The 20,320-nt window shown below is 69.1% G+C and carries 22 protein-coding genes; 15 read left to right on the forward strand and 7 right to left on the reverse strand.

Annotated elements, in window-relative coordinates:
- Window positions 1-180: 180 nt before the first annotated feature.
- Genes KME78_RS02065 through KME78_RS02075 form a run of 3 tightly spaced genes read right to left on the reverse strand, consistent with a single transcriptional unit; the run spans window position 181 to window position 3,034 of the window.
- Window positions 181-1,326, reverse strand: a complete 1,146-nt coding sequence (locus KME78_RS02065) for an alpha/beta hydrolase family protein (protein WP_219526964.1) — start codon at window positions 1,324-1,326, stop codon at window positions 181-183.
- Window positions 1,327-1,346: 20 nt separating this feature from the next.
- Entirely contained in the window at window positions 1,347-2,126 is a 780-nt protein-coding gene (locus KME78_RS02070; RefSeq protein ID WP_219526965.1) for a hypothetical protein, read from the reverse strand.
- Window positions 2,123-3,034, reverse strand: a complete 912-nt coding sequence (locus KME78_RS02075) for an ABC transporter ATP-binding protein (protein ID WP_219526966.1) — start codon at window positions 3,032-3,034, stop codon at window positions 2,123-2,125. The genes KME78_RS02070 and KME78_RS02075 overlap by 4 nt, the downstream gene beginning before the upstream one ends.
- Before the next feature lie 133 nt (window positions 3,035-3,167).
- Between KME78_RS02075 and KME78_RS65875 the strand changes: the two genes are divergently transcribed.
- The 11 genes from KME78_RS65875 to KME78_RS02130 all read left to right on the forward strand — a co-directional run bounded on the left by KME78_RS65875 (window position 3,168) and on the right by KME78_RS02130 (window position 12,035).
- Window positions 3,168-4,280, forward strand: coding sequence for a sensor histidine kinase (locus KME78_RS65875; protein WP_219526967.1), 1,113 nt, complete (start codon window positions 3,168-3,170; stop codon window positions 4,278-4,280).
- The gene (locus KME78_RS02085) at window positions 4,277-4,954 is read left to right on the forward strand and encodes a response regulator (protein ID WP_219526968.1); all 678 of its coding nucleotides are present in this window, start codon (window positions 4,277-4,279) and stop codon (window positions 4,952-4,954) included. The genes KME78_RS65875 and KME78_RS02085 overlap by 4 nt, the downstream gene beginning before the upstream one ends.
- Before the next feature lie 31 nt (window positions 4,955-4,985).
- The gene (locus KME78_RS02090) at window positions 4,986-5,492 is read left to right on the forward strand and encodes a methylated-DNA--[protein]-cysteine S-methyltransferase (RefSeq protein WP_219526969.1); all 507 of its coding nucleotides are present in this window, start codon (window positions 4,986-4,988) and stop codon (window positions 5,490-5,492) included.
- Between the two features lie 26 nt (window positions 5,493-5,518).
- On the forward strand, window positions 5,519-6,205 hold the full coding sequence (locus KME78_RS02095) for a 2OG-Fe(II) oxygenase (protein ID WP_246650128.1): 687 nt from the start codon (window positions 5,519-5,521) through the stop codon (window positions 6,203-6,205).
- Window positions 6,202-6,975: a type 1 periplasmic-binding domain-containing protein gene (locus KME78_RS02100; RefSeq protein ID WP_219526971.1), complete on the forward strand. Its 774-nt coding sequence runs from the start codon at window positions 6,202-6,204 to the stop codon at window positions 6,973-6,975. The genes KME78_RS02095 and KME78_RS02100 overlap by 4 nt, the downstream gene beginning before the upstream one ends.
- Window positions 6,972-7,610 (forward strand): alpha-ketoglutarate-dependent dioxygenase AlkB family protein, encoded by a 639-nt coding sequence (locus KME78_RS02105; RefSeq protein ID WP_219526972.1) that lies wholly within the window; start codon window positions 6,972-6,974, stop codon window positions 7,608-7,610. Before KME78_RS02100 ends, KME78_RS02105 begins: the two co-directional genes overlap by 4 nt.
- A 137-nt stretch (window positions 7,611-7,747) precedes the next feature.
- Window positions 7,748-7,921, forward strand: coding sequence for a hypothetical protein (locus tag KME78_RS02110; protein ID WP_219526973.1), 174 nt, complete (start codon window positions 7,748-7,750; stop codon window positions 7,919-7,921).
- A complete protein-coding gene (locus KME78_RS02115; protein ID WP_219526974.1) occupies window positions 7,918-9,048 on the forward strand; it encodes a methyltransferase domain-containing protein in 1,131 nt (376 codons plus the stop codon). The genes KME78_RS02110 and KME78_RS02115 overlap by 4 nt, the downstream gene beginning before the upstream one ends.
- Window positions 9,049-9,145: 97 nt before the next feature.
- Entirely contained in the window at window positions 9,146-10,159 is a 1,014-nt protein-coding gene (locus KME78_RS02120; protein ID WP_219526975.1) for a LacI family DNA-binding transcriptional regulator, read from the forward strand.
- A gap of 447 nt (window positions 10,160-10,606) precedes the next feature.
- Window positions 10,607-11,752 carry a WD40 repeat domain-containing protein gene (locus KME78_RS02125; protein ID WP_219526976.1) on the forward strand — a complete coding sequence of 382 codons (1,146 nt, stop codon included), beginning with the start codon at window positions 10,607-10,609 and terminating at the stop codon, window positions 11,750-11,752.
- 103 nt (window positions 11,753-11,855) lie between these two features.
- Window positions 11,856-12,035: a hypothetical protein gene (locus KME78_RS02130; protein ID WP_219526977.1), complete on the forward strand. Its 180-nt coding sequence runs from the start codon at window positions 11,856-11,858 to the stop codon at window positions 12,033-12,035.
- 63 nt (window positions 12,036-12,098) lie between these two features.
- Here the strand turns inward: KME78_RS02130 and KME78_RS02135 are convergent, their stop codons facing one another.
- Window positions 12,099-12,482: an ArsR/SmtB family transcription factor gene (locus tag KME78_RS02135; RefSeq protein WP_219526978.1), complete on the reverse strand. Its 384-nt coding sequence runs from the start codon at window positions 12,480-12,482 to the stop codon at window positions 12,099-12,101.
- 165 nt (window positions 12,483-12,647) lie between these two features.
- Between KME78_RS02135 and KME78_RS02140 the strand changes: the two genes are divergently transcribed.
- Complete coding sequence (locus tag KME78_RS02140; RefSeq protein ID WP_372454860.1) at window positions 12,648-14,588, forward strand: heavy metal translocating P-type ATPase; 1,941 nt, start codon at window positions 12,648-12,650, stop codon at window positions 14,586-14,588.
- A 151-nt stretch (window positions 14,589-14,739) separates the two neighbouring features.
- A complete protein-coding gene (locus KME78_RS02145; RefSeq protein ID WP_219526980.1) occupies window positions 14,740-15,243 on the forward strand; it encodes a hypothetical protein in 504 nt (167 codons plus the stop codon).
- Between the two features lie 70 nt (window positions 15,244-15,313).
- Here KME78_RS02145 and KME78_RS02150 read toward each other — a convergent pair whose 3' ends face one another.
- Entirely contained in the window at window positions 15,314-16,084 is a 771-nt protein-coding gene (locus KME78_RS02150; protein WP_219526981.1) for an enoyl-CoA hydratase-related protein, read from the reverse strand.
- 128 nt (window positions 16,085-16,212) lie between these two features.
- On the opposite strand from KME78_RS02150, the gene KME78_RS02155 reads away from it, so the two are divergent.
- Complete coding sequence (locus KME78_RS02155; RefSeq protein WP_219526982.1) at window positions 16,213-17,124, forward strand: cobalamin-binding protein; 912 nt, start codon at window positions 16,213-16,215, stop codon at window positions 17,122-17,124.
- 31 nt (window positions 17,125-17,155) lie between these two features.
- Here the strand turns inward: KME78_RS02155 and KME78_RS02160 are convergent, their stop codons facing one another.
- Window positions 17,156-17,797 (reverse strand): vitamin K epoxide reductase family protein, encoded by a 642-nt coding sequence (locus KME78_RS02160; protein WP_219526983.1) that lies wholly within the window; start codon window positions 17,795-17,797, stop codon window positions 17,156-17,158.
- Complete coding sequence (locus KME78_RS02165; RefSeq protein WP_219526984.1) at window positions 17,778-18,512, reverse strand: DsbA family protein; 735 nt, start codon at window positions 18,510-18,512, stop codon at window positions 17,778-17,780. The genes KME78_RS02160 and KME78_RS02165 overlap by 20 nt, the downstream gene beginning before the upstream one ends.
- A gap of 173 nt (window positions 18,513-18,685) precedes the next feature.
- On the opposite strand from KME78_RS02165, the gene KME78_RS02170 reads away from it, so the two are divergent.
- Entirely contained in the window at window positions 18,686-20,179 is a 1,494-nt protein-coding gene (locus KME78_RS02170) for a CehA/McbA family metallohydrolase domain-containing protein (RefSeq protein WP_219526985.1), read from the forward strand.
- Window positions 20,180-20,320: the final 141 nt, after the last annotated feature.

Raw genomic sequence — 20,320 nt, forward strand, 5'->3', positions numbered from 1 at the left:
GCAACCTAGCCATCGGCCTGGCCCGCCTGATCGGCTGGACCAATATCGCTGCCGCCAACGACCACTACCGCAGCTACCCCAACGAAGGCCTGCAACTACTCGGTCTCACAGCACGAGAATGCTTCGGCCCTGCTCGCCCGCATGAGGCAAGCATGTCGGGCCTTCCGGGTATGCGCCCCACTACGAGGGGTTGTGGAAGGCGACTTCGGGATTGGCCGGGGTCGGGCCGTCGAGCAGCGGTTGCTTCTTGTGCTTCAACTGCTGGTCGAAGAAGGCGCCGACATAGGCGCGGGTGAGCTGCAGGGAGCGCTCCGGGGAGAGGCCGCCGGGGGTGGACATGCCCGCCGCCTTCTCCAGGATGGACAGGTCGGTGAAGCTGCTGTGGCTGGTGCCGGCGACGGTGAGCCAGCGCTTCCAGCCGCTGATGTTCGGCCAGCTGCCGTCCCAGGTGTCGTCCTTGCCGGGGACGTGGTCCGCCTGGCTGCCCATCAGGAGGAAGGGGCGCTTACCGAGGCTGCCGGCGGGGATGGCGGGGTGGAAGGTGCCGTCCAGGTTCGCACCGGCCTGTATCCGCTTGTCGACCCCCATGGTCGCGGCGCTGGTGTCGCCGCCGAGGGAGTGTCCGGCCATGCCGATCCGCTTGGTGGCGATCATGCGGGCCTGCTTCCAGGCCGGGTGCCGGTCGGTCAGCCGGTCGATGACGAAGGAGATGTCCTTGGCCCGGCTCTTGGTGATGGTCGCCTGCCCACCCTCCGGCGGCTTGGGCTGGTCGCAGAGGGGCGCGCAGGTGAGTACCCGGCCGTCGGGGAAGGCGGTGCCGGAGGACTCGTACGCATGGTCGACCAGCGCGACGACGTACCCGCGGCTGCCCAGGTCCTCGGCCAGGGAGGTGAGGCCGGCGCGGTGCAGGCCGAGGCCGGATGAGAGCACCACCAGCGGATATCGGCCCTTCTTCGGATCGGCGCCGGTGTGGGCATAGGTGCGGGTGGCGGCGATGGCCTCGGCCGGGAGGGTGGCGCCGGGAGCCTTGCGCGCCAGCAGCGAGCGGGCCTCCTCGACGGTCATGTACGGGGCGCTCGCACCGGTCGCGGATCGGGCCGGGTAGTACATCGACACCATCAACTGCCGGGGGCCGTCCTTGGGCACCCAGGGGTCCGTGCGGCTCTTGTCCACCAGGTGCAGAATGTCGCGGCCGACCGGGTACGGGCCGGTGGGGCGAGGGAGCTCCAGCTTGACGGCGGTGGTCGTCGCACTGGCGGCACTCGGGGTCGCGCAGGGCATCAGCAGGAGCGGCAGAACGAGCGCCAGGATGTAGGGCTGCTTCACAGGGTTTCCTCTTTCAGATGTCACACGTCGCGCCGGCGCACGACGATGAGGGTCACGGCCGCCGCGACGAGCGGCCAGAGCGCGAAGGCGATCCACGACCCGGTGATCGTGGGCAGAGCGGCTTCGTCGCGGGGATGCAGGAGGGACAGGCAGGTCCGCCAGGCGTAGAAGGGGAACATCGCGTACAGGTCGTTGGCCCACTGGTGCACGGTCGGCTTGAAGAGGGTGGGCAGGATGACCAGTACGCCGCACACGGCCACGACGGTGGCGGCGGTGTGCCGCAGCAGCGCGCCGATGCCCATGCCGACCAGTGCCGACACGGGGGCGAGCAGGGCGTTCGCGACCAGGACCCGCACGACGCCCGGATCGCCGATCGCGCCCCCGGCGCCGCGGCCGGACAGGATGACCCGGCTCGCGCCGTACGTGGTGAGCGAGACGACCGCGCCGACGGCGAGCATGACCCCCGCCACGACGACCACCTTGGCCGCCATGACCCGGCCACGGGCCGGGACCGCGGTGAAGGTGGTGCGGATCAGGCCGCCGGCGTACTCCCCGGCGACCGTCAGCGCTCCCACGCTCCCCGCGCCGATCATGACCACGATCGCGCTGAACCCGCTGAAGGCCTCCGTCATCGGGTTGAACATGGCCTTCTCACGCGCCCGGAAGGCCGGCCACTCGGCGTAGGCGTCGAGGCTCGACTGGACGGCGAGCGCGACCAGCACCAGCACGCCGACTACGATCACCCAGCGGATGGACCGCAGCGACCACAGCTTGATCCATTCCGCGCCGAGCAGGCTCATCGACGACCGCCCACGACGTAGTCGGCGTGACCGGCGGTCGACTCCATGAACGCCTCTTCCAGCGACGCGGTGCGCGGGGCGAGCTCGTGCAGCATGATCCGGCGCTCGTACGCGAGCTCACCGATCCGGCCGGCGCTCATCCCCGTCACCGTGAGCACCCCGCTGCCGTCGCGCCGCACAGAGGCGCCGTCGAGCGTGAGCACGGCGGCGAGTTCGTCAGGGTCGGGCGTGCGTACGGTGACGCGGGCACCGGCACCACGGGCCGCGAACTCGGTGCGGCTCTCGTCAGCGATCAGCTCGCCCTGGCCGATCACGATGAGGTGGTCGGCGGTGTTCTCCATCTCGCTCATCAGATGGCTGGAGACCAGGACGGTACGCCCCTGCTCGGCCAGGCGCCGGAACAGACCGCGCACCCAGCGCACCCCCTCGGGGTCCAAACCGTTGACCGGCTCGTCGAACAGCAGCACGGGCGGGTCGCCCAGCAGCGCGGTGGCGATGCCGAGCCGCTGGCGCATGCCCAGGGAGAACCCGCCCACCCGCCGGCGAGCCACGCCCTCGAGCCCCACTTCCCGCAGGACTTCCGCCACCCGGCGGCGCGGCAGGCCGTTGCTCCGGGCCAGCGCCCACAGATGCGCCGCAGCGCTGCGCCCGGGATGCGCGTCACCCGCGTCCAGCAGCGCGCCGACGTGCCGCAGCCCGTGACGTCGCCGCGCGAACGGCTGTCCGTCGACGGTGGCGCTTCCGCTGGTGGGCCGGTTCAGGCCGAGAATCATGCGCATCGTGGTGCTCTTGCCGGCGCCGTTCGGGCCGAGGAACCCGGTGACGTGGCCGGGCCGTACGGTGAACGTCAGGCCGTTCACCGCCGTCACGCCGCCGTAGCGTTTGGTCAGCTGGTTGACTTCGATCACCCGCTCAACGCTGCCGGAGCCCGTGGCGCCCGGCATCTGGCCGCAGGCCAGAATCCGGGCCAGAGGACTGGCCCGCGGGCATACGCCTCCAGGCCGATGCTGGTCAGACGGGGTCGCGGCTACGATCGAGGGCGTGCTCGCCCATCCGCCCCGTCCTCCGCTCCTGGAGCGGCTGCCGCCGTTCGCGCGGGAGCTGCTCACGTGGTGTGTGGTGGCCGGGTTCGCGTTGCTGCAGTTCGCCGCGCTGCTGAGTGGCAGCGACGACGCGGACCCGCGGGTGCTGCCGCTCGCGGGCGCCGCGGTCGCGATGGCACTGCCCCTGGCATGGGCCAGGCGCTACCCGCTGCCTGTGCTCGCCGTCGTGCTGGCAGCGCTGGCCGTCGGTGGGTCCCCCGAGCAGCTCTGGCCGCTCATCCTGGCCGCGGACGTCCTGGTCTGCGTCATCGCGGCCACCCGCTCCGGGGTCACCACGGCAGCAGTCACACTCGCCGTAGTGGAAGGGGTGTGGCAGGTTTCCCTGTGGCCGCACGCCCTCGTCCCCGGGTTCCTGGCGCTGACCGCGCTGCTGGCCGGCAGTGTCCTGCTCGCCTGGCTGGCCGGGACCGCGATCCGGCAGCGGCGCGAGTACGGCGAGGCCGTGCGCGTCCACGCGGTCACGGCTGAGCGGCTGCGCATCGCCCGCGACGTGCACGACATGGTCGCCCACAGCATCGGCAGCATCGCCATCCAGGCCGGAGCGGGCCGCCGGGTGATCGACACCCGTCCCGATCAGGCCCGCGACGCGCTGGACGCCATCGAGATCACCAGCCGGGAAACCCTGAAGGGGCTGCGGCAGATGCTCGGCGTCCTGCGCCGGCCCGATCCGCCGCCCACCGGGCTGGCCGACCTCGACCGGGTGACGTCGACGGCCGTCGCCGCGGGCGTCCAGGTCGACGTCCGCTGGCAGGGCGAACGCCGCCCGTTGCCCGACGCCGTCGACCAGTCCGCGTTCCGGATCGTCCAGGAGGCGGTGACCAACGTCGTACGGCACGCGGATGCCGCCCGCTGCCGGGTGTCGATCGGCTACGCGGGCTCAGAGCTGAGCGTCGAGATCGTCGACGACGGGCGCGGAGACAGCGCTCGCGAGGGCATGGGCTACGGCATCGCCGGGATGCGGGAGCGGGTGGCGCTGCTGAACGGGCATTTCACCGCCGGATCGCGGCCCGAGGGCGGGTTCAGGGTCGCGGCGAGGCTGCCGATCTCATGACGATCCGCGTGCTGCTGGCAGACGACCAGCCGCTGGTGCGCGCCGGGCTGCGCATGGTCATCGACGGAACCTCGGACGTGGAGGTCGTCGAAGAGGCCGGGACCGGTTCGCAGGCCGTGCAACTGGCGAGACAGCTCCGCCCGGACGTTGTGCTGATGGACATCCGGATGCCGGAAATGGATGGCATCACGGCCACCGAAACGATCACGGCCGAGCTGCTGCCGACGCGCGTTCTGGTCCTGACCACGTTCGACGACGACGAGAACGTCTACGGCGCGCTGCGCGCGGGCGCCTCCGGGTTCCTCGTCAAGGACATGGCGTTGGACGACATCCTGACCGCCATCCGCGTGGTGGCCGCCGGAGACGCCCTGCTCGCGCCCAGCGTCACCCGCCGCCTGATCGAGGACTTCACCACGCGCCCCCCGGCTGCCCGGCACCGCGAACTCAACGGCGTCACCGGACGCGAACACGAGATCCTCACCCTCGTTGGCCGCGGCCTGTCCAACGCCGAAATCGCGGCCCACCTGCACATCAGCCCCGGCACCGCCAAGGCGCACGTGGCCAGCCTGCTCACCAAGCTCGGCGCCCGCGACCGCGTGCAACTGGTCATCGTGGCCTACGACGCGGGCCTGGTCTCCCCGAATTGGCCTGCCCAGAGGTCCGAAAACCGCTGACTTTCCGGGTGGCGACGGTGTTGTAGAGAGTATGAGCATCTACACGACGATCGACAGCCCACTGGGCGAGATCCTGCTCGTAGGCGACGGCACCGCGCTGACCCGCGTGGCGTTCGGCGGCACCGCGCTGACCGGCACGGCGTTCGGCGGTGGCGTGCGGCCCGAGTGGCGGCGGGAGCCTGGCGCGTTCGCCGAGGCCGAGCGCCAGTTCCGCGAGTACTTCGCGGGCGAGCGGACCGCCTTCGACCTGGATCACGCGACCACCGGCACGGCCTTCCAGGAGGGGGTCTGGGCCGCCGTGGCCGCCGTACCGTACGGGACCACCACGACGTACGGCGAGCTCGCCGCGAGCGTCGGCGCGCCACGCGACCGCATCCGCGCGGTCGGCGCGGCACTCGGCGCGAACCCGCTGCTCGTCGTCCGCCCCTGCCACCGCGTCGTCGGCGCGAACGGCTCGCTGACCGGGTACGCGGGCGGCGTCGAGCGCAAGCACGCGCTGCTCACGCTCGAAGGCGCGCTGCAGCCGCAGCTCATCTGACCTCGTTCTGACGTATGGAGGAGATCATGAAGGCCGACTGGACGGCCCTGGCCGAGGAGGTCAACGCGTACGGCTGCGCGTTGACGCCGCCGGTCCTCTCACCGGCCGACTGCAAGGAGATCGCCGGCCTGTACGGGGAGGTCGGGCGGTTCCGTTCCACGATCGACATGGAGCGCTACCGGTTCGGCCGCGGGCAGTACCGCTACTTCCGCGAGCCCTTCCCACCGCTGGTGGCGGAGCTGCGGGCGGCGTTCTACCCGCACCTGCTGCCGATCGCCCGCGACTGGGCCGCCCGGCTGGGCCGGCCCGCGCCCTGGCCGGACAGCTTCGACGAGTGGCTGGACATGTGCCACGAAGCCGGGCAGACCAAGCCGACGCCCATCCTGCTGCGGTACCAGGAGGGCGACTGGAACGCCCTGCACCGCGACCTGTACGGGGACCTGGTGTTCCCGCTGCAGGTGGTCATCGGGCTCGACCAACCGGGCGAGGACTACACCGGAGGAGAGTTCCTGCTGGTGGAACAGCGTCCACGGGCCCAGTCGCGCGGGACGGTGACCCTGCTGCCGCAGGGCCGGGGACTGATCTTCACCACCCGGGACCGGCCCGTGAAGTCCTCCCGAGGGTGGTCGGCGTCGCCGGTGCGGCACGGCGTCAGCACGGTCCGCTCGGGGCTGCGGCACACGCTGGGCCTCGTCTTCCACGACGCCGCGTGAGGTACACGCTGATCGGCGCCGACGGGTGGCCGTACACCAGCCCGGTGCCCGGGACGCTGGGCGGGCACCGGCGGGCGCGGCTGTACGGGCGGCTGGACTGCCCGTCGGCGCTGCGGGCGATCTCGCGCGGGGGGTATGTGGAGGAGCGGGTGTTCTTCGTGGATGAGGTGACGGCCATCGCGGCGGGGTACCGGCCGTGCGCGGTGTGTTTGCCGCAGGCGTACCAGCTCTGGAAGGCCGAACAGGCGGCGGACGGGCTGGCGATGGCTGGGCACACAGCGACCGAGCAGGCGGTGTATGGGCACACATCGGCCGAGTTGGCCGGACTGCTCGGCCTGCTGGAAGTCGCCCGGCCGCGCGTGGAGACCGTGGTGATCGGTCACGGCCGCGACGCCGGCTTCTCCGCGCAGGCATTCGCGGACGCCTGGGAAGGCGGCGTTCGGGGCGGCGGCGACCCGAGGCAAGGCACCGTGCTGGCGGTCGTCGACTGGCCGGAGGAGGCGGCGTCGTGGCTCCGTCAGGCCAGGCGGTTCGCGGCAGGTCCGCCGGACGCCTGGGTGGTGGCGGGGGCCCCGCTGGGCTGGGCCCGGATGAGCGAACGACTCCGCCAGAGCACCGGCTGGGACCCTGAACGTACGTTCGGCTTCGCCTCAACCGCGCAAGCCGTCGCCCTCGCCGCCCCCGGAACACTGGAGGGCATGCGCGGAGCGGACACCGACGGCACCACCTGGCGAATCACCCGCAACCTGATCCACCGGGACCCGACATGATCCCGCTCCCTATGCGAGAGATCGCCCCAGGCGCTGTCCACGCGCCCGGCTGGCTGACGCTGGATGAGCAGCAGCATCTGGTACGCGCGTGCCGCGAGTGGGCGGCGGCCCCGGTCCCGATCCGGCACACCGTACTCCCTAGAGGCGGCGTCATGTCGGTGCAGACCGTATGCATCGGTTGGCACTGGCAGCCGTACAAGTACACCCGCGTCGCGAACGACGTGAACGGCCTCCAGGTCGCCGACTTCCCCTCCTGGATGGTCGCCCTGGGCCGCCGCGCCCTGACAGCGGCGTACGGCGATCCCGCCGACGACTACACCCCCGACACAGCGCTGATCAACTTCTACGACGGCCAAGCCAAAATGGGCATGCACCAGGACAAGGACGAACGTTCTGCCGCCCCGGTGGTGTCGCTGAGCATCGGCGACGACTGCCTGTTCCGTTTCGGCAACACGGAGACGCGCGGCCGGCCGTACACCGACGTTCGGCTCGGCAGCGGCGACCTGTTCGTCTTCGGCGGCCCTTCACGCTTCGCCTACCACGGCGTCCCCAAGGTCTTTCCTGGCACCGGAAACCCCGCCACCGGTCTGACCTCGGGCCGCCTCAACATCACCATGCGAGTAACAGGTCTATGACCGGTCGCCCACCCGACTATCGGATACAGAACTAGTTATTTACATCTTATCGATTCGCCGAAGACGCCTGCCCAGCGATCCAGATCTTCTCTATTCCATCACTCGGCACTCGCTCCCGTCGTAGAATTCACGCCGAGATGCTCTTCGACCCCGCCGATGCGATAAATCCGGCGAAATGGAAGGAGATTCCAAGGATGGGCAAGCACGAAGGCGACAAGCCATCCCAAAAACCAGTCGAGAAGCCGAAACCGAGCTCGGACGGTTTCCGCCCCGATCAACCCGGCCAGCACGAGAAGCCAGGGCAGAAATGAGCATCGGTGAGCGCATCGCCGCCCTCAGCGACCAGCTGACAGATCTGGACGACGAATGGCGGGACGCGTTTCACGCTGTGCCCCGCCACCTGTTCATCCCGGACAAAGCCTGGTGCCATCCTGACGACGGTCCCGGGTTTCTCATCGACCGTACGGCCGACCCCGAGAAGTGGCTGGATGTCGCGTACTCCAACACGGCGATCGTCACGCAGATCGACGACGGCGCCACCGAGCTGGAACACGGACAAGGCGACTACACCTCCTCGACGTCCGCACCAGGCGTGGTCGCGGCGGAGCTGACGTTGCTCGACCCCTATGACGGGGATGAGGTCCTGGAGATCGGCACAGGCACGGGATGGACGGCGGGACTACTGGCGAGCCGACTCGGTGACGAGAACGTGACCAGTATCGAGATCGATCAGGCCCTTCTCACCACAGCCACCGAGCATTTGAAGAAGGCCGGACTTTCGCCCCGATTAGTGCTGGGCGACGGCGCCAAAGGCCGGCGCGAAGGAGCGCCCTACGATCGTGTCCATGTCACCTGCGGTGTACGCGAGGTGCCGTACGCCTGGGTGGAACAGATCCGCCCCGGCGGCGCGATCGTGCTCCCTTGGATGCCTCGCTGGGCCGGGGGGCATCTGGTCAAGTTGATCGCGGTCGGAGACGGCACCGCCGTGGGAAGGTTCCACGGCGGGGTGGACTTCATGCTGCTGCGATCCCAGCGCTGGAGTCACCCCCGGCTTGAGGACGTCTACCGAAAGTCGACGACCTACCTCGATCCCCGCAGAGTAGTGCGCTCTTCCTATGGAGCGGAGGTCGCTATCGCGGGAATGCTGCCGGAGGTGTACGGCATGCACGAAAACCAGGAAGGCGGGGAATTCCACCTGTCGCTGTGGTCAGCTGATTCCGACGCTCAGGTGCACTATGCCCCCGATTACAAAGGAGTAGCGATACTACAGCGCGGACCGCGTGATCTCTGGAATGAGCTGGAAGCCGCCTATCTTCGGTGGGTGTCGTGGGGCAGCCCGCACAAAGACCGGTTCGGAATGACCGTCACCTCTGAAGGCCAGCATATTTGGCTCGACTCTCCAGACCACTCGCTCGCCGTCCCCGTGGAACTCCGGTGAGTGGCCAACGGCCATCGACCACTGGATTGATCGTTAATTCGGAGGCGTCCCGGCTGGTCACACCTTAAGGTAGGTGTCGGGCGTTAGAGAGGAATCGATGCCGAGCAACCCTGGGCGTGCCACGCTGGCCACCGTCGCCGCCTCGGCCGGTGTGTCCGTGGCCACAGTGTCCAAGGTGCTCAACGGCCGCTCCGACGTCGCACCAGCCACTCGTTCGCTGGTGCAGTCCCTCCTGCTGGAACAGGGCTACGTGCCGCCCTCGTCACGCCGAGACCTAGCGCAGGCGACGGCCACGGTCGAGCTGGGCGTGGACGATCTGTGTGCCTACTCCACCGAGGTCATCAAGGGCGCGGTCGAGGCCGGAGCCGAGTTGGGCGTCGCGGTCGTCGTCACCTATACGAAAGACCTGGCCGGCGTGGGCGGCTCCTGGGCTCGCGACCTGGTCGCCGCCGGGCGTCGGGCGATGATCACCCTGATGAGCGCGCCGACCTCGGCCCAGCTCGTCGCGCTGTCCAAGGCCCGTCTCCCGGTGGTCGTCATCGATCCGCTGAACCTGCCGGACACCGGCGTGACCAGCGTCGGCGCCACCAACTTCGCCGGCGGCCTGTCCGCCACCCAGCATTTACTGGACCTCGGCCATCGCCGCATCGCCTATCTCGGCGGCCCCGCGACCTCGACCACCAACCAAGCACGCATGCATGGCTACCGCGCCGCCATGGAAGCCGCGGGCGTGCCCGTACCCGCCGAATATGTCCGCACTCCGGGCTTCTGCTATCCCCACGGCATAGAAGAAGGAGCCATCCTGCTCGACCTGCACCCCGCCCCGACGGCGATCTTCGCCGCCGGCGACGAGAGCGCCATGGGCGCCATACAGGCTGCCAGGGCCCGCGGCCTGCGCATCCCCGAAGACCTCAGTGTCGTCGGCTTCGACGACACCGAGATCGCCACCATGACCTCGCCGCAGCTGACCACCGTACGCCAGCCGCTGCGCGAGATGGGTGCGGTCGCCCTGCGCACCGCGCTGCGCCTGGCCGCCGGCGAGAAAATCGAATCCAACCACATCGAACTCGCCACCAAACTTGTCGTACGCGGTTCGACCCTCGCCGTCTGACCCTGGAAACGGCCGCGCGACTCGTTCCCTATTTGCAGTGGGTCTCGTGGGGCAGCCCGCACAAAGACCGATGCGGAATGATCGTCACCCGCTGAAGGCCGACATGTTCGACTCGGCTCTCCAGACCATCGCGAAGACCTGCCGCAGATCGTCATCGGGCCGGCCATCGCGCGCTCGGGCATCCCGGTCCCTGGAGGCACGCGAGGCGGCCGCCCTCTGGCGACTCGCGATAGTCACCACGGACACCACGGAGAATCCGCCTATCACAACGACGCATGGAGGCGGGGACCGAGAGCTACCTCGAATGGCTCCGCGGGGAGAATCACCGCCCCTGAGCCAGCGTGCGCCGCGAACTGCGGAAGTCCGAAGTCCGCCTCTTCCTGTGGCGCGAACACAGCCACTAGTCTGATCCGGGCCAATGATCAACATAGATACGAGGTACGTGCGGTGGGCACCAGGTTCGTAGTCGTTGCTGCGGGTGTGCTGTTAGCCATTGGTTCGCTGAACCTTGTGGCGAGCAACGCTGCGACCGAGGTTGTTCTCTCGTCGAGTCGTTCGTCCTCAGCCGACATCCCTCCCTTGGGCACCCAGATCGGTGACGCCCTAAAAGGGCATGCGAGTACAGTGCTGGCGTTGGCCGTCGGCAGGCGTAGCGACGGCACGCCGGTCATCGTCTCTGGCGGGTACGACAAAACCATCCGCATCTGGAACCTGGACACCGGAAAACCCATCGGAAAGCCCTTGAAGGGGCATCGCCAAGAGGTTTACAGCCTGGCGATCAGCAAGCGCAGCGATGGCACCCCGGTGATCATCTCCGGCGGTGAAGAGGACAGCAGCGTACGGATCTGGAGCCTGGACACCGGGAAACCGATCGGCAAACCCATCGTGTCCGAACGCGACATCATGTGGGGCGTGGCAACGGAGAAACTCCGAGACGGCACCCCGGTCATCGCCGCCACCGCAGGGGGAATCAGATCCGTCGTCGGGCTGTGGAATCTGAACACGGGCAAACACATCAAGAGGTCCTTCCCCGAGATCTTCACCACGACCACAGACCTGGCGGCCGGAAAACGCCGCGATGGCACGCCCGTCGTCGTCACGGCCAACACCGAGGGTCGGACACGCATCTGGAGCATGGAGACGGGCAAGCCGCTCACCAAGCCGCTCTACAGCTGCCACGAGTGTCAGGCCCGAGCCTTGGCGGTCGGGAAGCGCCGCGACGGCACACCCGTCGCCGTCTCCGCGAACACCGATTTCCCACTACCGGATGAAGACACACCCGACGGCAAAATCTTGACGTACAACCTGAACACGGGAAAGCCCGTCGGGGAGTCCATCAAGATCCCGGCCACCCGATTCGCGGACATGGCGGTAGGGCGACGCGGTGACGGTTCCCCTGCCATCGTCTACGGTGACGACTCCGGCAGCGTGTCCGTGTGGGATCTGGACACCGGAGAGGCGCTGGGAGAATCCTTCGCCGCTCATTCCGGCCCGATCTTCGCTGTGGCGGCAGGCAAGCGCAGCGACGGGACCCCCGTGCTGATTACCGGCGGTAGCGACAAGGCGATACGCATCTGGAGCCTGGGGCCTTGATTCAGGTGATCCTTCGCTCGCACCCCGAGAATCGGAATCGCCCTGAAGCATCGGAGGCGGCAACCTGCGAAGGCTTCCCTGGGACAACCGTCTGGGCCTATTCGTGGTGGAGAACTTCAGCTCTACCAGCAAAGACCTGTTCTTCGGCAAGGCCGGCGACCTGACCGGCGACGGCCGGGAGCACGCCGAGGTCTCCGCGCCGTGGCTCACCCCGGTTGACCGGCGGGGCCTGTTCTGGACCCATCTGAAGCTGGACGCTGTCTCTTCCGGTCAGCCTGAGTGAGAGCCGGCACGGTTTCCATCCCGTCGGCTGCATCGGCGCCGAGGCGCCCCGCGCGGCCCCAGGTCAGGAAGCGGTGCGTACGGTCACGGCGGGAGTCTGGTCACCAGCCTGATGGTCGGCCTGGCCGTCGCGGTCGATGTGGTCGGCGTGGTAAAGGCCCTGGGCCAACAGGCGACGCACGTGCTCGTCGGCCGCGCTGTAGTAGACGAAGGTGCCCTCCCGGCGGCCCTTGACCAACCCGGCCAGGCGCAGCTTGGCCAGATGCTGGCTGACCGTGGTGGGGGCGGCGTCGGCGAGTTCGGCCAGGCAGGCGACGTTGGATTCGCCTTGCAGCAACGCCCACAGAATCTTGATGCGGGTGGGGTCTGACAGCAGCCGGAACGACTCGGCGGCCAGGTGCACCTGCTCCTCGTTCGGCATGTCGAAGTCGGGCAAATCTGTGTGCATGCCGTCAGCATATCCTCAAACCTCGTAAGTTGCATATCTGCGTGTATACGCATATACGATGCTTCGGTGATAACAGAACTGAGACGCTCCTCCGCCGTCCCACCCCCCGCAGCGATGCCCCGGGCGTCCACCTGGTGGCGGTCCGGTGCCGGTTCGCTGCCTGAGGTGCGTTGGGCCATCGCCGCCACCGTGCTGTTCGCCGTCGGCGGCGCCGCGCAGCTGGCCGACGCGCCGCCCTGGCTGTGGTGGACCCTCTACCTGGCCTGCTACGCCGCCGGTGGCTGGGAGCCGGGCCTGGCCGGGCTGAAGGCGCTGCGCGAGCGCACGCTGGACGTCGATCTGCTGATGGTCGCCGCGGCGATCGGCGCGGCGGCGATCGGGCAGGTCTTCGACGGCGCGCTGCTGATCGTCATCTTCGCCACCTCCGGCGCGCTGGAGGCCCTCGCCACCAAACGCACCGAGGACTCCGTGCGCGGCCTGCTGGACCTGGCCCCCGACCAGGCCACCCGTATCGACGGCAGTGGCGGGGAGGAGGTCGTGGCCGCCGCCGACCTGCATGTCGGCGACATCATCCTGGTACGGCCAGGAGAACGCATCGGCGCCGACGGCCGAGTGGTGGCCGGGGCCAGCGACGTCGACCAGGCCTCCATCACCGGCGAGAGCCTGCCGGTGGACAAGCAGACCGGCGATGAGGTGTTCGCCGGTACGCTGAACGGCACCGGCGCGCTGCGCGTGCATGTGACCCGGCCGGCGTCGGAGACGGTGATCGCCCGGATCGTGGCGATGGTCGAGCAGGCCGGCGCGACCAAGGCCCGCACCCAGTTGTTCATCGAGAAGGTCGAGCAGCGCTACTCCGTGGTGATGGTCGCCGCCACCATCGCTCTGTTCGCGTTGCCCCTCCTGTGGGGCACACCGGTGGAAGACAGCCTGCTGCGGGCGATGACGTTCATGATCGTGGCCTCACCGTGTGCGGTGGTGCTGGCCACCATGCCGCCGCTGCTGGCCGCCATCGCCACCGCCGGACGCAACGGCGTGCTGGTCAAATCCGCCGTGGTGATGGAGCACCTGGCCGACGTCACCCACGTCGCCTTCGACAAGACCGGCACCCTGACCGAAGGCCGCCCGCACCTGGCCCACCTGCGCGCCCTGCCCCACCCGGCGGACCACTCGAGCGGTGACCCCGAGGGGCAGGCCGGAACGGAGACCGACCGGCTGCTCACGCTCGCGGCCGCGGCCGAACAAGGCTCAGAACATCCGCTGGGCCGCGCCATAGTCGCCGCCGCCCACCACCAGGGCCTGCCGCTACCCGCCGCCACCGGCTTCGCCGCCCTGCCCGGGCAAGGCATACGCGCCCGCGTCGACGGCCACCTGGTCGAGATCGGCAGCCCCGCCCACCTGCTGGACCCGACCGTGTCCCATGATGCGGCGCAGGCCCGCGCGGTGGTGGCCGAGCTCGAAGACGACGGGCACAGCGCCGTGCTGATGCTCCTGGACGGCCGCCCCGCCGCGGTGCTCGGCCTGGCCGACCGCATGCGCTCCGACGCCGCGCAGGCGGTCGGACAGCTGACCAGCCTGACCGGCATCGCTCCCGTCATGTTGACCGGTGACAACCCCCGCGCGGCGGCCCGGGTGGCCGACCAGGCCGGCATCACCGGCGTACGGGCCGGCCTGCTGCCCGAGGACAAGGTGAACGCGGTACGGGAACTGCAGCAGCAGGGGCGGGTGGCGCTGGTCGGCGACGGTGTCAACGACGCCCCCGCCCTGGCCACCGCCCACGCCGGGATCGCCATGGGCCGCGCGAGCGCCGACCTCACCCTCGATACCGCCGACGCGATCATCACCCGCGACGAACTGGCCACCGTCCCCGCCGTGTTCGCCCTGGCCCGGCGCGCCCGCCGCCTGGTCATCGCCAACCTGGTCATCGCCGGCACCTTCATCACCGTACTGGTGGCCTGGGACCTGCTCGGCGACCTGCCGCTGCCGCTCGGCGTGGCCGGGCACGAGGGCTCCACGGTCATCGTCGGCCTCAACGGGCTGCGCCTGCTGCGCAACGCCGCCTGGCGGCGCGCCGCCACCCTTCCCACGACGGCAAGGAGACCCCGATGACCACCACTGGCAGCCCTCGCCTCGTCCGGTGCGGCTGTTCCTCGTTGGGCGTGGAACTGGATGGAACGCCCCTGAAGTGAGCACGACGAAACGCTCGTGTCGATGACCGGCCCGGGACCGAAGGCCGGCTCCACAGAATCGAGGAAGGTCCATGATGTTCATGACCCGGCTTTCGCGTCGTCGCAAAGCAGTCGCCGCGGTGGCCGCCTGCGGTGTGGCCGCGGCGATCACGACGTTCGCGCTGGGCCGGCCGGCCTCTGCCATTCCCCTCAGCCAGGCGATGTGCGATCCCCGTGGGTTCCCGCTTACCGCGAGTTCGGCCGTGTACGTGGGGCTCCTCGACAATCCGGTCTTCGTCGACGTTCCGGCTGCGACGACGGTGAAGGTGGAAGTCACCGCGGACGTTTCCGTCCAGGCGGGCTCCGAGCTGCGGCTCACCTACAGCCTGAACGACTCCCTCAAGCAGGAAGGGACTTTCGGACCCGCCAACTTCGCCAATCACCAGGAGTTCGCCGAGACTCGATCGACTTTCGCCCTGATCCCCGTGGGTCCGGGAAGGACCAACATCAGGCCTGTGATCAGGCTCAACGGCCCCGCCGGCAAGACGGGCGTCGTGCTGCACCGCTGTGTCTCGGTGGAGGCCTCGACCAGCTGAGCGCCGGTCCGCGCCCGATTACGGCGAACCTGCCGAGGGTGAGGCCGGGGGCTGCCCTTGGCCGGACGCGTCAGTCGCTCCATTTCGGGCGGCGTTTGCTCAAGAACGCGGACATGCCTTCGCGAGCCGCGACGGATTGCGAGGACTCGGCCATGACCCTGGTGGCGAGTTGGTAGGCGTCCGCCTGGGGCAGGGACAACTGCTGGTTCAAGGTGCGCTTACCGAGCGCCTTCGAGGCGCGGCTACCGCGGGTGGCCCGGCTGAGCAGGTCGTCGACGGCGGCATCCAGGTCCGCGGCAGGCACCACTCGGTTGAGCAGTCCCCACTCAAGGGCTTGCGCGGCGGTGATGGTGTCACCGGTGTAGGCCAGCTCAGCAGCGCGTTTGCGGCCGATGTTGCGGGCGATGGCGACCATCGGGGTGTGGCAGAACCAGCCGCCCTTTCCGCCCGGTGCGGCGAAGCCGGCGGAATCAGCGGCGACGGCGAGATCGCAGGTGGCGACCAACTGGCAGCCCGCCGCAGTGGCCAGAGCGTGGACTCGGGCGATGACCGGTTGCGGCACGGACTCGATCAGTTCCATGAGTTGGAGACAGGTGTCCAGCAGGGTGCGTACCGCGCCCACGTCGGCTTCGGCGACGTCGGCGAAGTCATGACCGGCGCTGAAGACCGGACCTGCCCCGGCCAGGATGATTCCTGAGGCGTCGCTGTCGCCGGCGACGCCGAACGCGGTGATCAGATCACGCAGATGGGCCAGCGACAGGGCGTTGCGTCGCTGCGGCCGGTTCATCGTGATCGTCACGAAGTCGGCGTCGCGGCTGAGCAGTACATGATCGAGGTTCATGGGCGAGCTCCTGATGGTTCCGCGGACCACGTGACCGACATCGGCCACGAACAGGTTGTTCCCCTTCAGGCGCGCCGCACGACCCGTTCGGCCGCGAGGCGGGCATGGAGCACGGCTAGGGTCGCGATATGCGCATCGTGTCGTTGTTGCCCGCTGCCACCGACATCGTGGCGGTGCTCGGGCTGGGCGGTGACCTGGTCGGACGGACGCATGAGTGCGACTGGCCGCCCGAGGTGGTGGAGGCGGTGCCGGTGGTCACGGCGGCCGAGCTCGCCACGGATCGGATGAGCAGCAGGGAGATCTCCGATGCGGTGGGCGGCGCCGCCCACCGGGGTTCGTCGCTGTACACCCTCGACGTCGAACGACTGGCGGACCTGGCCCCCGATGTGGTGCTGACGCAGGACCTGTGTGAGGTGTGCGCGGTCTCCTACACCGGCGTGTCGCGGGCGGTGCGACTGCTCGACTCCGGCCCACGGGTGATCAGCCTCGAACCGCGCACCCTTCCGGAGGTGCTGCGCTCCATCGAACACCTCGGCGAGGCGCTTGGAGCGGCGGACGCGGCATCCCGGCGGGTCGCCGAGCTGGAAGACAGGCTCGCGGCAGTGCGGTCCATGGTCGCGGATCGGCCCAGGCCACGGGTGGCGGCGATCGAGTGGCTGGATCCACTCTGGCCCGCCGGCCACTGGGTCCCCGAGCAGATCCGGGCAGCGGGCGGTGAGCCGCTGCTGGCCGAAGCGGGCGAACACACCACCGCCATCGACTGGGAGACGGTGCGGGCCTCCCAGCCCGAGGTGATCCTGCTGATGCCCTGCGGCTTTCCTCCCGAGCGCACGCAAGAGGAGTGGCGCCTGCTGACCCGGTACCCGGGCTGGGCCGACCTACCGGCGGTCCGCGCGGGCCAGGTGTGGGTGCTGGACGGTCCGGCGTACTTCAACAGGCCCGGGCCGCGCGTGGTACGAGGGGTGGAGGTCCTTGCCCAGGTGCTCCACGGTGTGCATGTCGGCGCTCCCGTAAAGGATGGGGAGGCGCATCGGGTCTGATGGATGGCGCGGTTCAAATCCCGCCAGGCCGTTAGATCAGGGTGCTCCAGTAGGACCAGAAGCGAACGCCGATGAGGCTCACGATGCCCAGGAACCAGATGGTCAGCGCCACCGTGTGGTAGCCGCTGATCCCCTGGACCGCCCGGCGGACGCCGGCGGGGAGAGGCAGGTTCCGCTGGATCGCGTTGTGCAGCGTGACGTACCAGAAGATCGGGACGGTGACCGCCCAGACGATCATGCAGTAGGGGCAGAGCGCGCCGATGACGTAGAGGCTCTGGAAGATCAGCCAGTGCACGAAGACGGCACCTGCGGTGACGCCGGTCTGAAGGCCGAGCCAGAGCCACCGGTCGAACCGTGCCCCGGCGAGCAGGGCGGCGCCGATGGTGATGACGACGGCGAAGCCGGCGATGCCCAGGAGTGGGTTCGGAAAGCCGAAGAGCTCCGCCTGAGGGGTTCGCATGATCGAACCGCACGACAGCACCGGATTGATGCTGCAGCTGGGCACGTATGCCGGGTCCTTCAGCAGCGCGATCTTCTCGATGGTGAGCACGAACGCGGCGAGCAGTCCGATGGCGCCACTGATCAGAAGCAGCCGGGGCAGCAGGCGAGGGAACGGGCCCTGGACGCCGGCGTGCGCCGAAGGCGCGGCGACGTCACTTGGCGAGTGCAGCATCGATGGCCGCCTTGAACTCGTCGTTGGACTTGGGTTCGATCTTCTGTCCGTTGAGGAAGAACGTCGGAGTGCCCTGCACGCCGAGAGCCTGGCCGTCGGCGGAGTCCTTCTTGACGCGGGCCAGGGTGGCGGGGTCGTCGTAGGCCTTGTTCCAGGCGGCCATGTCCAGGCCGAATTCCTTGGCGTACCCCCGGAAGACTTCGTCGGCGGGGACCTGCTTCTCCGCCCATTGGGTCTGCGATTCGTACATCCGCTGGTACATCGCCTCGAACTTGCCCTGCTTGGCGGCGGCTTCCACGGCCCGAGCCGCGCGCTCGGCATTGAAATGGCCGGCGATCGGGAAGTAGCGGGCCACGAAGGTGACCTTGCCCGCGTACTCCTTACGGAGCTGTTCCACGACGGGGAAGTACGCCTTGCACGCCTCGCACTCGAAATCGAGGAACTCCACCAGCGTCACCTTGCCGTCCGGGGCCGTCTGCAGACGGTGACTGTCGGCGCGCACCAGCTGCGAATCACCGGCGGCGACGGCGGAGGTGCCGGTTTGCGAGCGGAGCGTGCCGGCGGCGAGGAAGGCGCCCAGCACCACGACGAACGCACCGATCACGGTCAGGGAGATCTTGAGGTTTCTGCCGCGTACGGCTTCGCGCTGGTCGTCGGCGCGCATGGCCTCGACCTTGGCGCGTCGAGTCTCGGCCCGGTCCTGCTGCTGTGACACCTGTGCTCCTCACGACCCCAAGATACTTCTACATTGCGTAGAAGTTTATTGCATGCTGCGGCGTGCCGGTTCTGTTCTTGGTCGTCCCGATCTCCGTTCATGCGGCGTTCAGCGCCTGCCAGGACACTCGTCGGTCGGCACCCCCGCCTCCCAGCAGGACGAAAGGCTCCACCGTGAAGGACAAGAACGCCGAAGAGTCCCAGCTCGCCGGGCTCTCGCGGCGTCGCCTGGTCAAGTACGCCGGTGTCGGTGCGACGCTGGCCGCGGCGGCGCCGCTGATGGGCGGGACCGCGGCGCTGGCCGACGACGAGCGTGAGTTCGGCAACAGCGGCACCAACGGGCGGAGGTGGCGCGCGGGCGACCACCACGTGCACTCGGAGTACAGCGGCGCGTTCGACACCACGAAGAACCCGCCGACGTTCCGCAAGGGCGCCGACGCGGTCTACCCGATCGTCACCAACGCGATCATGGCCAAGTACTTCGGTCTGACCTGGGCGATGTGCACCGACCACGGCGGGCCGACGCATTCGAAGGTCAACCTGGAGCAGGCCTACCCCGATCTACTGCGCTCGCGTGTGCTCGTACCCGAGGTGCTGCAGTTCTGGGGGATGGAGTTCGACGCGCCGGCGCTGGACCACCACACCCTGATGATCCCGCACCACGCCGACGAGGCCCAGCAGCTGTTCGAGCTGGAGAGCCGGTTCGCCAAGCACGACGCCTTCCCCGCCGACCCGGGCCGCGACACCGAGGCCAAGATGGTGGAGTTCCTCAAGGCGGCTCGGGGCATGCCGCGCAAGCCCCTGGTGATCGCCCACCATGCGGCCCGGTCGGCGACCGGGCTGGGTGTGTGGGGCCAGGACACTCCGCGCGAGTTCCGTAACGGCAACAATGCCGCGCCCGACATCTACGTCGGCTTCGAGGGCGCGCCGGGCCACCAGGCGGGCCCGCTGAACGGCGGAGCGCGCGGCGGGTACGGCAACCACCCGACCTACGGCGGGTTCGACCAGATGACCGCGCGGGTCGGCGGCCTGTGGGACTCGCTGCTCGGCGAGGGCCGGCACTGGTGGATCACCGCCACCTCCGACTCGCACGTGCACTGGACCCGCGGTGGCTCGGACTTCTGGCCCGGCGAGTACAGCAAGACGTACGTGGCGGCGCGTCAGGACTACGGCGACATCATGGACGCCCTGCGCAACGGCCGGATCTTCGTCACCACCGGCGACCTGATCACCGCTCTGGACGTCACCGCGAGCAACCAGGGCCGCCAGGCCACCGTGGGAGAGACGCTCACCGTCAGCAGCCGCGACCGCACCGACGTCGAGGTAGTGATCAGGTTCCGCCCGTTGGAGGGCGAGAACGGCAACGGCGACCGCCCGCAGGTACGGCGCGTCGACCTCATCGTCGGCCAGGTCACCGGCGTGAGCGCCAACCTCGACGCCGACACCAACCCCACCACCAAGGTCGTGGCGCGGTTCGGCGAGCGCGACTGGCGCCGCCAAGGCCAGGACTACGTCATCAGGTACACCCTGCGCGATGTGGGGACCGACAGCTACCTCCGGGTACGCGGCACCGGCACGGACGAGATGGAGCCGCTCGCCGACGGCAAGGAGAGCCCGTGGGAAGACCTGTGGTTCTACTCCAACCCGGTCTTCGTCCGCGTCCGCTAGTTCCTGGCTGAGGCGGCCGCCAGCCAGCTTCTACATTCTGTCGAACCAATTGGGCCGGGCTCGCGTACCTCCGAGGGAACCACAAGCGTCAAGCGGAGGTACGCCCATGATGTCGAACATCACCCTGGCCGCGACGGCCGC

Source organism: Nonomuraea guangzhouensis (assembly GCF_019396345.1).
GTDB lineage: Bacteria > Actinomycetota > Actinomycetes > Streptosporangiales > Streptosporangiaceae > Nonomuraea > Nonomuraea guangzhouensis.

Excerpts from the sequence above, each read along its gene's own strand:
- KME78_RS02155 (WP_219526982.1), top strand. The coding sequence starts at position 16,213 with ATGCGCATCGTGTCGTTGTTGCCCGCTGCCACCGACATCGTGGCGGTG.
- KME78_RS02105 (WP_219526972.1), top strand. The coding sequence starts at position 6,972 with ATGATCCCGCTCCCTATGCGAGAGATCGCCCCAGGCGCTGTCCACGCG.
- KME78_RS02085 (WP_219526968.1), top strand. The coding sequence starts at position 4,277 with ATGACGATCCGCGTGCTGCTGGCAGACGACCAGCCGCTGGTGCGCGCC.
- KME78_RS02160 (WP_219526983.1), bottom strand. The coding sequence starts at position 17,797 with ATGCTGCACTCGCCAAGTGACGTCGCCGCGCCTTCGGCGCACGCCGGC.
- KME78_RS02090 (WP_219526969.1), top strand. The coding sequence starts at position 4,986 with ATGAGCATCTACACGACGATCGACAGCCCACTGGGCGAGATCCTGCTC.
- KME78_RS02110 (WP_219526973.1), top strand. The coding sequence starts at position 7,748 with ATGCTCTTCGACCCCGCCGATGCGATAAATCCGGCGAAATGGAAGGAG.
- KME78_RS02115 (WP_219526974.1), top strand. The coding sequence starts at position 7,918 with ATGAGCATCGGTGAGCGCATCGCCGCCCTCAGCGACCAGCTGACAGAT.
- KME78_RS02145 (WP_219526980.1), top strand. The coding sequence starts at position 14,740 with ATGATGTTCATGACCCGGCTTTCGCGTCGTCGCAAAGCAGTCGCCGCG.
- KME78_RS02150 (WP_219526981.1), bottom strand. The coding sequence starts at position 16,084 with ATGAACCTCGATCATGTACTGCTCAGCCGCGACGCCGACTTCGTGACG.
- KME78_RS02070 (WP_219526965.1), bottom strand. The coding sequence starts at position 2,126 with ATGAGCCTGCTCGGCGCGGAATGGATCAAGCTGTGGTCGCTGCGGTCC.
- KME78_RS02135 (WP_219526978.1), bottom strand. The coding sequence starts at position 12,482 with ATGCACACAGATTTGCCCGACTTCGACATGCCGAACGAGGAGCAGGTG.
- KME78_RS02095 (WP_246650128.1), top strand. The coding sequence starts at position 5,519 with ATGAAGGCCGACTGGACGGCCCTGGCCGAGGAGGTCAACGCGTACGGC.
- KME78_RS02120 (WP_219526975.1), top strand. The coding sequence starts at position 9,146 with ATGCCGAGCAACCCTGGGCGTGCCACGCTGGCCACCGTCGCCGCCTCG.